This is a genomic window from Ohessyouella blattaphilus (assembly GCF_024721265.1).
Classification (GTDB): Bacteria; Bacillota; Clostridia; order Lachnospirales; family Lachnospiraceae; genus Aequitasia; species Aequitasia blattaphilus_A.
The window spans coordinates 1-10850 of sequence record NZ_JAMXOC010000039.1 but is presented as its reverse complement, the minus strand read 5'-3'; the positions used below and the strand labels follow the sequence as shown (position 1 = coordinate 10850).

Genomic DNA, 10850 nt, shown 5'->3' with positions numbered 1-10850 from the left:
GGGAAGGTTGAAACCTACCGGAGTAATTCGGAAAGGCGCAACCGACCTACCTCATACAAATGTTTGACACGTTAATACGAGTAGCGGACGATGAGATAAAAGGCCCACTTCCAATCGAGGTAGAGGTTATGGCAGATGAGTTTTATTCAGGACCAAAGCCTAGTAACCCAGACGAACTATTAGGGGTAATTAGAGGGCGAAATATCAATATGGTGCCGGTCCTGCAATCTGTAGCTCAGATAAAAGCCTTGTTTCAGGGAGAGAAATGGGAAACTCTATTTGATACCTGCGCCACTGTTTGTTATCTAGGAAGTGGTCCCACGGCGAATAGTACCCATAAATGGATATCCGAAATCTTAGGAAAACGAACTATTGATACTAGGACAGATGGATTAAACCGAGGACGCAATACAGGAGATAGTTTAAACTTTGGAAAGGCAGGTTTATCGCTTTTAGAGCCAGCGGAAGTAAAGCGCATGCCTAGAGATGAGTGTATTATCCTAATCGAGGGCCAATATCCTATCTATGACCAGAAAGCGAAGCCTTTTGATACAGAAGCTTTTAAGCAGGCAAAGTCCTTAGGGGATTATATTCATCCAGTAGAGGCGATTTATGATGAGGAGAAGATGGAATATATCACCATTCATACTGGGAGAGAACGTCCTTTTCGTAAGCTATCAAAAGAAGAAGTGAGTTTTTATGAGGAAAAAGCCAAGACGGATCCGTCGGTAAAGATTATTCAGATGGACGATAAAGAGATGCTTTATTTGAATTGGAATAAAAAACATAAGCTTTCAGAAGAAGAGGTCGTTAATCTATATAGAGGGCAAAAGATTGATATGCCTAAGGAAGATATTCCAAGAGACGTCAAAGCAAATGGCGAGGAGCGAAAGGAGAGATTAGAAGAGTATCTAGATAAGAGTAATTGGGATTTAAGTGGCAGTATTTTTGAATGTGTTAAGAGATATTCCAATCAGCTATCAGATGAAGAACTGGAGCAGATATTTCTTGGGTTGGAGGCGGGGCTAAATGAAAAGCAGATAAAGGCTTATTTTTGCTTGCCTCTTCGTGATATGGAAATATATCGAAGGGCCTATGAACAGATATTGACTTCGTGACAATTTGTCACGAAGTTAAAAAATAAAACCGTCACTGCTTTATAGTGGCGGTTTTATTTTTTTCTCTAAATACAGCCAAGAAAAAGATATTCGTTACACTAGAAAGCCAATTGGTTACAATTCTATTGAAAAACCATAACACATTTGCCATAATACACATACGGTTAATGTTCCATCCATATAAGAACAAATAAGGACAAAAAGTCCTCGTATTTTTCTAAAGTTTTGTTATACTACTTAAGGTGCAATAGACTTAGGAGGTATATGAAATGGAAACATGGAACATGGAAACTGCCGCGAATAAACTAGTTCTCTATCGTGAAAGCCTATGCGAAGAAGAAAAAAGTAAAGCGACCATCGAGAAGTATGAACGTGATGTAAGAAAGTTCTTGAAATTCCTAGATGGACGATGTGAAACGCTAGGTGGAATAACCAAATCAATGGTGGTCGAATATAAAGAAGAGCTACTAAAGGGATACGAAGGCAGTAGTGTGAATTCAATGCTAGCTGCGGTTAACAATTATCTCTACTATATTTCTAAAGGAGAGTGTCGAGTAAAGCAAATTAGAATCCAGAAAATTCCGTATATAGATGATGAGAAGTGCTTAAGTGTGGAAGAGTACAAAAGTATGGTAAACACGGCTAGGGAAGAGGGAAAAGAGCGGCTAGCAATGATTTTGGAGACCTTGGGAAGTACGGGGCTTCGTGTAAGCGAACTTTCGGACATAACTCTAGAGCGGCTAAAGTCAGGGGTTATAAGTATTCATAACAAGGGTAAGGTTCGAACAATTGCTATGACGAAAGACTTAAGGAAGAAGCTACTTCGGTATGCCAAAAGCCATAAGGTATTATCTGGTCCTATTTTTGTCACAAAAAGTGGAAAATCAGTAGACAGAAGCAATCTCTGGCGAGAAATACAACGGATATGCAAAAGGATTGGTATAGCTTTAAAAAAAGCGTTTCCTCACAACCTGCGTCACATGTTTGCAATGTGCTACTATAAGATTGAAAAGGATATTGTTGGTCTATCTGAATTCTTAGGACATAACAGTATTGAAACAACAAAAATCTATACGAAAGGAAGCTATACGAACTTTATACGCAAATTAGAAAAAATGAATAGAACGATCCAATAAAAATACAACATAATTATTATTATGTTGTATTTTAGTGCGTAAAACTATAGTATCTACTGCATTATATAGCGATATATATGGGTTTGTCCAATAAAAATTTCATAAAGTGAGGTCGTGTTTATATGAGTAAAAAGCCAACGTTTCTATTTTATCCCAATAAAATCCACTAAAAAATCAATAAAAGTAAATATGTAACAACATAATAATAATTATGTTGTATTTACCCTGTAATTCTTTGAGTACAGGGTAAGTGCTTGTTCAAATTAAAGAGAGAGAGGATAAGAGAAGATGAACAAGGCAACATATTTATTGACGTTACCAATCGTAGAAATTGAAAAGGGAAGCAATCTAGGGAGGGCCACAGGCGTTCTCTTAAATTCGGTTACCAAAAAAGTCTATTTAACAATGGAAAATGGACATCCAGGGCAGGCTAAGATTATTGATACCGCCGATATCATTGGCGTAGGAGAACAGTATCTTCTAATACAGGACGAGAAAGTACTAAAGGGCGTTTTTGAAGACGAGAGCATTCCAAAGATGCTCGAGGATTGTTATCTATTACTTGGTGTAGAAGTGATAGATGCCAGCGGAACCAGCCTAGGAAAAGTAGAAGACTTAGTGTTTGACAAGGAATATAACATTCTCAGCCTTATTTTAGACAACCAACAAGAGGTGAAGGCTGAAAGCATTTTATCGGTATGCCCAGGGCGAATATTTGTAAACCTAGATAAAAGAGAGATTAAGGGTAAAGAGGTTGAGAAAAAAGAGTTAAAGGAAGATATTAGCCTTGAGTCTCTAGAGGGAAAAGTTGTGAAATCAGAAGAGGAGTCGAAGAAGGCAAATAATCATTCTTATTTGGGATTAAAGGTAGGAAAAACTGTTACAAGTGAGGATGGTACTTTTCAGGCGAAACAAGGAACAGTGATTACCGAAGAATTGATGCAAGAAGCGGAACGTCATGACCTTCTTCTAAATATCGCTATGTACGCAGCGGAGTAATAGAGAAAGAGAGTGTGTAGATGCAGTTTGAAGAAGCAAGGAGAGGGTATCAAAAAGAACCCGTTGATGAATATATCAAAGCACTAGGTGCAGAATACAAGAATCTTCTCAAAGAGCTAGAGTGCGAGCAAGCACTCAATCGGGAGTTAAAGAAGGAAAACGAAGCTCTTAAAGAAGCTCAACAGAAATGGGAACAAAAAGCGACCAATCTGGGAAAGATAGCAGAGACTCTGCAGCGTGAAAAGAAAGCCTTAGAAATGGAGAAGACTACGCTTCCAGAAGATAACTCTTACAGTGAGGCTATTGCCTCCGCACTTGTATCAGCAGAGCTTTCGGCCAAACAGATTGTGGAACGAGCAAGAGAGGAAGCGAAGCTGATTCACGAAGCAGCAGTTCTAAACGTTGAAGAGGTGGAAAAAGCAAAACAAAAGACGATTTTAAGTATTCGTACCATTTCTTCTGAACTATTAAATGTTTTAAGAGAAGATGAGCGTTCTCGTTCAAGTAATAGTGTAACGAGACGCTTTGAGGACATATCTATTAGGGAGGAAGTTAACAATGAGTAATGAAGGAAAAGTTGCAGTACCGGGATTCACCAAAGTAAGAGGCGGAAAAAACTATCTTGTAGAAGAAGTGGATACTTATATAGAAACGCTTCAAAAGGTCTATTCCGATTTGTGTGAGGAAGAAGAAGGGTGTAGACGTCAGCTAAAACAAGAACGGGAAATTTCTTTTAGAGATAAACAGAAGTTGGAACAAGAACTAAAGACTCGGGAAGCTGAACTAGCAGAGGTGAAAAACAGCCTAAAAGAAACCATGGAAGAACTCGAAGAAAAGCAAACGGTTTCAGAGGGCGCTAGCGAGGAAATTTCAGAAAAGCTTCATAAGCAAGAAGAACTCTTAGAAGAGAAAGAAGAAGAATTAAGAGTACAGCAAGAAGTACTACTTAAAAGAGAAAGTGAAAAGGCTGAGTTACTAGCTGACCTAGACAGAAAAGACGCTGAGATAGCAAGTGCAAACGAGCAATTAGTTTCTTACCAAAACCGGGTACTAGACCTTGAACGGAAGTTGAAAGAAAAAGAAGACGAAGTGGTTCTAGTGAAAGATCCAAGGGCTGAGGAGATTATTAGCCTAGTGGAACGCGCTAGTGAAATGACAGAGGCATATGTAGAGGATGTGCAAGCAGAAATGGACTCCCGGAATAAGACCTCTAAAGAAGAAGCTGAAAAGCTAATGACAGAAGCAAAGGGGCAAGCCCTAACACTTATTCAAGATGCTAGAGAAAAGGCAAAGAGTGCAGAAGAAGAGGCAAGTGCAAGGGTGAGCCAAATCCTTTCGGCAGCTAAAGAGGAATTAATGGAGATTAGAGGGCTCATCAATAAAGCCAGTAAGGACTATGCAAAACTGACAGAAGAGAATTTGGAATCAGAAGTGGTCTTTGATGAACACAGATAGAGAAAGGGAGGGGAAGCCCAGTGGCAAAGAGTTTAGAAGAAATAGAAGCGAGTTTCCGGGCTCAGTACCCTAAAACAGAGAAAGAAGTTTCCTCTGTAGAAAAGGAAGCGAAAGAGACAAAAGACGAAAAAGACGAAAAAGATGAAAAGGCTTCACCAGCTCCGGCAATCGAAGTGAAGGAAGGTAGCCTGTCAGAAGCGCCTATAAAGGCAGAGGAAAAAGAGGATAAAGAGAAAGAAGATAAAGAAAAGCTTTCAAGGGCATCTTTGGTATCTGATATCATTTTTTACTTTGCCATGGTTGCGATGGTTATCTGTGCAGTGCTCTTCTCAAGAGGTGCCATGGGAACGCAGACTTTTGGTGGATATCAGTTCCGAGAAGTGCTTTCTACATCCATGGAAAGTGTCTATCCAAGGGGAAGTTTATTACTCATTAAGCAGGTATCCGTAAATGACTTGGTGGTAGGAGATGATATTACTTTTGGACGTGATTCTACGAATATTATCACTCACCGAATTGTGGAAATCGAAGAAAACTATGAGGGAAGTGGTAAACGGGCCTTTGTTACGAAAGGGACAGAGAACGCCAATAAAGATACAGGTGTAGTCTTAGCCGATAACGTGATTGGCAAAGTAGTAAAAGGGATTCCTAAACTTGGTAGCTGGCTGAGCTGGCTAGGGGGAAATCTATGGGCTATCTTAGCGGTATTTTTATCTTTAGTAGTCTTTTCCTTTTTCCTTAAGCTTTTTGTCAAGCTTCGAAAGAAGAGTACTAACGAAGAGGCAGAAGAAATTCCAGAATTTAAAGAAGCCGATGATCCTCATAAGAAACCAATTAGAGAATCTGTCAAAAAAATAATTGAAAAACTGAAAGCGTTTAAGGAACGCTATACGAAACCAGAATAAAAAGCAAAACCCTACTAGGAAGACCAAGAGACAACTATTAGCAGAATAGAGAATGGGAGGGAGAAATTAAAAGATTAATAAGTAGAGTAAGAGGGATTGCTTTTTAGATAAATAAGGTAACAAGAGTAAAAAATAGGAGGATGCACAATGAAAGAAAGAAAAAGACGAGCGCTCACAAGCATTACGGCTTTAGGGTGCGCTGCGGCTGTTCTAGTCGCCGGAACTTTCGCCTGGCAAGCAGTATCAAGTGCTAGGAATGAGTTCAGTAATGAAAAAGTAGATGATATCAAAAATCCCGGTGGGAACTTGCATGATGACTTTAATTCTGAAACAGGGGATAAAAACATCTATGTAGAAAACACAGGAGATACCAGTATCTATGTGAGAGTGAAACTGGAGGAGTATCTTAGAAAGGATGCGACAACAGCAGAGGATGGTCATAGCTGGAGCACACATATCCCCGCAAGTGGAAAGGTTGCAGATTGTGAGAATGGCTTCCACGATGCCTATGACGATGCGTTTCAGTGGACTATGGGAAATAAGTCCGTTTATGGGTACAACTCAATTGTTGGGGCGAATGACGGTACATCAGGATGGACAGAGATTACCGAAGATATGGATGCAGATCAAGTAGCCGCCGCTAGAAAAGCCAATGATCAGCTAGTAGCGGATGCCCTTGGAAGTGCTAAGTCAGGGTCTACTATTGTTGACATGAAAGGTGCCACTACCGCACTAAAAGCCACTCCAACAGCGGAAGTGATTACTATGAAAGAATACGCAGCAAAATCAGATGCCCAAAAAGCAACCTTTACTGGTTGGGTTTATGACGTAGATGGCTACGCTTATTGGTCACAACCTCTAAATCCAGGGAATGCGACTGGTCTTTTATTAGACAGCGTAAGCTTACCAGAAAATGAAACCTACTTCTATGCTATTAATGCCACGATGGAATACGTAGACCGTGACGACTTAGGTGCATGGACAGGACCTGGTAGTGATGGTGTGAGAGAAATCACTACTAATCCGAAGGGTCAGATGACATCTTCGGTAAATGATAAAGGAAACGAAATCAAGTCTGGAAGTACGCCTGGTCAAACGAGTATAGAAGCCAGTGGCAATGCGAAAGACATGTTAAATGAACTTTCAGGTTCGAATCTAGAAGCAGCGGGAGCGACTACAACTTTGCCGGTAGGCGATAAAGCACCCGCGCCAACGGTAACCGATGGCGAAGGAAATAAAGTAACAGTTACTTGGGAAAGCTCAGATTCAGAGACCTTAGCTGTTGATCCTAAAACAGGAGAAATCACAGGCGTAAAAGAAGGTACTGCTACCGTAACAGGAACCGATGAAAACGGAAATAGTGTGGAATATACCGTAACGGTAACGTCAAACGATAGAGACTTAACGCCAATCAATCCTCCCAAAAACATGGATAAGGGCGACGTAGCAGACGCACCAAAGGTAGAAGATGCAGAAGGCAACGAAGTATCAATCGTTGACTGGACTAGCTCAAATCCAGACGTAGTATCTGTAGACCCAGAGACTGGTGAGTTAACAGCGAATAAGCCAGGAACTTCGACGATTACAGGTGAAGACGAGCACGGAAATAAAGTAGAGTTTGTCGTAACTGTAAAAGATGAGCTAAACGCGAGTCCGTCCGCAGTTACAGTTGGTGTAGGCGAAGATAAGAGCGCACCAACACTTACTGATATCAAAGGCAATTCGGTAAATCCAAGTGATCTTACATGGAAGAGCGGGGATACCAGCAAGGTAACAGTTGCTGCTGACGGAACCATTACCGGTGTTGCTCCAACAGAAGCTGGTAAACCAATCAAGGTAACCGGAACTGATGCAAACGGAACCAAAGTAGAAATCTCTGTAACGGTAACCGCAGCAGATAAAAGACCAGAGGAAAAGTTAGCGGAAGCTGTGATTGAAAAGTATAGCGCACTAGAAAATATGACTGAGGGTTGTACGATTGCGGATAATCAGAACTACGGAATTATTCCTTATTTTACAGAAGAGCCACTGAATGGTTCTCAGGACTTTGGCACACTTTCTGATAATTACGGCGTGATTCCACTAAGTAAGTTCTTAACAGAGAGTGAATATGCAAGTAATGTGACGTTTACTTCTACAGATGCAAAGGTTATCAAAATCGAAGATGGAAATGTGTATCTATGGTACTTGCCGACATATGCAGAGTTCCTTGAGGGCGGCATGAATGCTGGATACCATCCAGAAGCAAAAGTTATAGCAACCTATACCGATCCAGTAACAGGCGAGAAGGCAAGCCAAGACATAAGCGTACGTATGTGCTATAGAGGCACAATTATGTATGATCCTAAATAAAGGAAGGGAGGATAAAGAATGCGAAATAGAATGAAATTTAAGAAAACCACCGCACTCGTCTTAGCAGCCGTAATGGCAGTAAGCGGAGGCGTAGCAGCACTTATAGGCTCCACGCTCACATCCACACCAATTAGTTGGACGGCGACCGCTCCTAGTGGTGCCCCTGCAAACGAGAATCTACGAGTGGATGTAGCTGGGATTAAGGATAATAAGAAAGGCGAACTAGCAATTACAGCCTCAGAGGGATTTACTTGGGGTAGCAGTAACATCAGTATCGCCAGTGTGAAAGCAAATGAAGGTGAGACCGCTACATTTTTAGCAAGAAGCCCAGGATTCTTTGTGGCTTATCGTAGTACAACAGAAGGCCAGTTAGGTAGTACCAATGCACTGGTGTATGACTCAACTATGCCTTATACCTATGAGATTACGAAGAACTATTCTCAGATAAGAGGAAAAGACAAAACTGATACCGTTCCGATTACCATGAAAGACATGAATAATAAGGTGATTACGGACGCTGTTACTTGGACTTCCGATGATACCTCTGTAGCTACTGTTGAGGAAAAGACTGGAGTTATCACGGCAGTAGCCGAAGGCGGAGTAGCCAACATCATAGGTAAGTTTACCGACTGTTATGGTCAAGCGATTAGCATTCATTATACTGTAGTGGTAGGAAAACTAACGGAAAATGAAATCCTTGGGCCAGACGATGATGGCAAGTACTGGAAACCGGTAGGAAATCCAGAAAACATCTGGGAAGAAGTAGACGAAAATGGAAATTCAATAGAACCAGAAAACTATGTTTATGACGAAAATGACCCATTAACTGGAGATGATGATATCCCAGCTGTAAAGGGCGGAGATGGTGGTTTCTATCTAGAGAATCCAAAGAACATCTTTACTCCAGTGAAGCCAGACGGATCGTTAGACGAGGAGAATAAGATTTGGGGCGGAGATGACTTTAAGCCAGGCACTACAGATGATGAAGACGTGGATAACTTTGGAACTAAGGAGAATCCAGACTACTGGGTGAATTATGGTGAAAATGTGTACGCCAAAGTAAGTAGTACTAATGGTAAGATTGGTGCCATGACCGGTGCAGGTCTTGATGAAGACCCAACTACAGATGGTGTAAAACCAATCTTTGATAACAGAGAGATTGATAATCACTTCTACTACGGACCTCATACGGATGCGGATGGCATCAGCTATTATATAGGCGATGACTGGCAAGATGGTGGTAATGGCGATGGTCTTCTAAATACAGAGGATAAGAATGCGCCTCATCCAACCGATACGATTTATTATCGCAATGAAGATGGCACTATGACAAAAGAAAAACCTGTTACGGATATTCCGGCGACATCTCTTCAAATTCAGGGTCTAGAAGATAATAAGATTGTTGTAGGAGACAAAGAGGCGGCACCAACGGTAGTAATTCTTCCAAATGATGCAACCAATCAGACGATTATCTGGAGCACTTCTGATAGCGCAATCGTCGCAGTTGACGCGGAGACAGGTGAAGTAACAGGTGTAGCAGAAGGTACAGCAACTATTACAGCCACTGTAAAGAATGCAGATAATAGTGAAGTGACGACATCATACACGCTAACAGTAGTAGCAAATACAGGTGACTGGAGTGATGTTACAGGAGAAGTTGGTGAAGAATTTTCGGCTAGCGGATGGGATTGGATTATTATCGGGAAAGATGGTAATGGCAATGCGTTAGTCACAACGAAATATCTTATAGGAGCACATCGTTTTGCCGCAAGTAGCAACGTCTATGCAAACAGTGAGTTAAGAACAGAGATAGAGAAGTTCTATAGCACAGATTTAGTGGGTAAGGATAATGATTTAGTAGTCGCAGGGGATAAGACAACAAAAAGAATAACAGCAGTAGCTCAACCGTCTAATTTTATAAATAATACTCCAGCGTATGATGCGGCAGGCGGATTATCAGCGGTAAGCGAGAATGGTAATAAAACTTGTTTTGCTCTTAGTTATCAAGAGGCAAATAAATACTTAAAAGGAAAGTCATATGTGCAAGCAGGGTATAACGGAAATGTAACAGCAAGTGGCTTGAGCAAGGGAGAGTGTGGCAGTGTTGATAAAGACACAAGTCGCCATGCACAATGCACTTGGCTGCGCTCCCCGGGTGGTAATTCAGGTAATGCCACGGGTGTGGGCTGCTCGGGCGCTCTTTACCGCGACTCTGGCGACTTGTATTATGCTGATTTCGGCGTTCGGCCGGCTTTATGGATTAAGTTACCATAAATCATTACTCTTAATATCTTCAAATCATAAATCAGCGAGGATGTGAAAGAGAATACGTAAAACAAAAGAAAGACCAATCGCCCCGCCGCAAGGCGGGCGATTGGAAATTTCTAGAAGGAAGAATAAGATGACAGTAAAGACAACTATGCAAAAGAGTGAGTTAACTATTATAACCAAAGCCAAAGATTTGTGCTCATATGTAATGACAGTGACGGAAAAGTCTCCAAAAAGGTTTCGTTTTACCTTCGTCAGTCGGTTGCAAAACTTATGCCTTGAGATTATCGAGAGTATTTATCGCGCCAACGATTTATTCCTTGGCGGAGATGGTATAGAGAGACGCTATCAGGCACGAGTGGGATATCAGAGAAAGGCACTAACAGCTCTGCGGTTACTAGGTTATATGGCGCAGATTTCTCAGGAGAGTAATTGCCTGACAATGAAGCAATACGCAATTATCACAAAAGAAGTATACGATTGCCAAAACTTACTTGGAGCATGGATGAATAGTGATAAAAGTCGGTACTTAAAGGCAATGAAAAATCAGTGTGGGTTATAGGTTTTAAAGTGGCTCACAAAGCATAAATAATTGTGTTTTGTGAGCTGCCTTAAAA

9 protein-coding genes are annotated in these 10850 nt (G+C 41.1%); all 9 read left to right on the top strand.

All coding sequences use genetic code 11. From position 1 onward, the window contains the following. Window positions 1-59 precede the first annotated feature (59 nt). Window positions 60-1118, top strand: a complete 1059-nt coding sequence (locus tag NHH16_RS14700) for a type IV secretory system conjugative DNA transfer family protein (RefSeq protein ID WP_262070353.1) — start codon at window positions 60-62, stop codon at window positions 1116-1118. Window positions 1119-1387: 269 nt separating this feature from the next. Next, window positions 1388-2254, top strand: a complete 867-nt coding sequence (locus NHH16_RS14695) for a tyrosine-type recombinase/integrase (RefSeq protein ID WP_262070352.1) — start codon at window positions 1388-1390, stop codon at window positions 2252-2254. A gap of 288 nt (window positions 2255-2542) precedes the next feature. Next, the gene (locus tag NHH16_RS14690; RefSeq protein ID WP_262070351.1) at window positions 2543-3253 is read left to right on the top strand and encodes a PRC-barrel domain-containing protein; all 711 of its coding nucleotides are present in this window, start codon (window positions 2543-2545) and stop codon (window positions 3251-3253) included. Window positions 3254-3273: 20 nt separating this feature from the next. After that, window positions 3274-3819 carry a hypothetical protein gene (locus tag NHH16_RS14685; protein WP_262070350.1) on the top strand — a complete coding sequence of 182 codons (546 nt, stop codon included), beginning with the start codon at window positions 3274-3276 and terminating at the stop codon, window positions 3817-3819. Continuing rightward, window positions 3812-4708 (top strand): coiled-coil domain-containing protein, encoded by an 897-nt coding sequence (locus tag NHH16_RS14680; protein WP_262070349.1) that lies wholly within the window; start codon window positions 3812-3814, stop codon window positions 4706-4708. The genes NHH16_RS14685 and NHH16_RS14680 overlap by 8 nt, the downstream gene beginning before the upstream one ends. Before the next feature lie 20 nt (window positions 4709-4728). Further along, window positions 4729-5613 (top strand): signal peptidase I, encoded by an 885-nt coding sequence (locus NHH16_RS14675; protein ID WP_262070348.1) that lies wholly within the window; start codon window positions 4729-4731, stop codon window positions 5611-5613. A 147-nt stretch (window positions 5614-5760) separates the two neighbouring features. Next, window positions 5761-7965: an Ig-like domain-containing protein gene (locus NHH16_RS14670; RefSeq protein ID WP_262070347.1), complete on the top strand. Its 2205-nt coding sequence runs from the start codon at window positions 5761-5763 to the stop codon at window positions 7963-7965. Window positions 7966-7983: 18 nt separating this feature from the next. After that, window positions 7984-10239, top strand: a complete 2256-nt coding sequence (locus NHH16_RS14665; RefSeq protein ID WP_262070346.1) for an Ig-like domain-containing protein — start codon at window positions 7984-7986, stop codon at window positions 10237-10239. Window positions 10240-10366: 127 nt separating this feature from the next. Next, on the top strand, window positions 10367-10795 hold the full coding sequence (locus tag NHH16_RS14660) for a four helix bundle protein (protein WP_262070345.1): 429 nt from the start codon (window positions 10367-10369) through the stop codon (window positions 10793-10795). The last annotated feature ends 55 nt before the right edge of the window (window positions 10796-10850 follow it).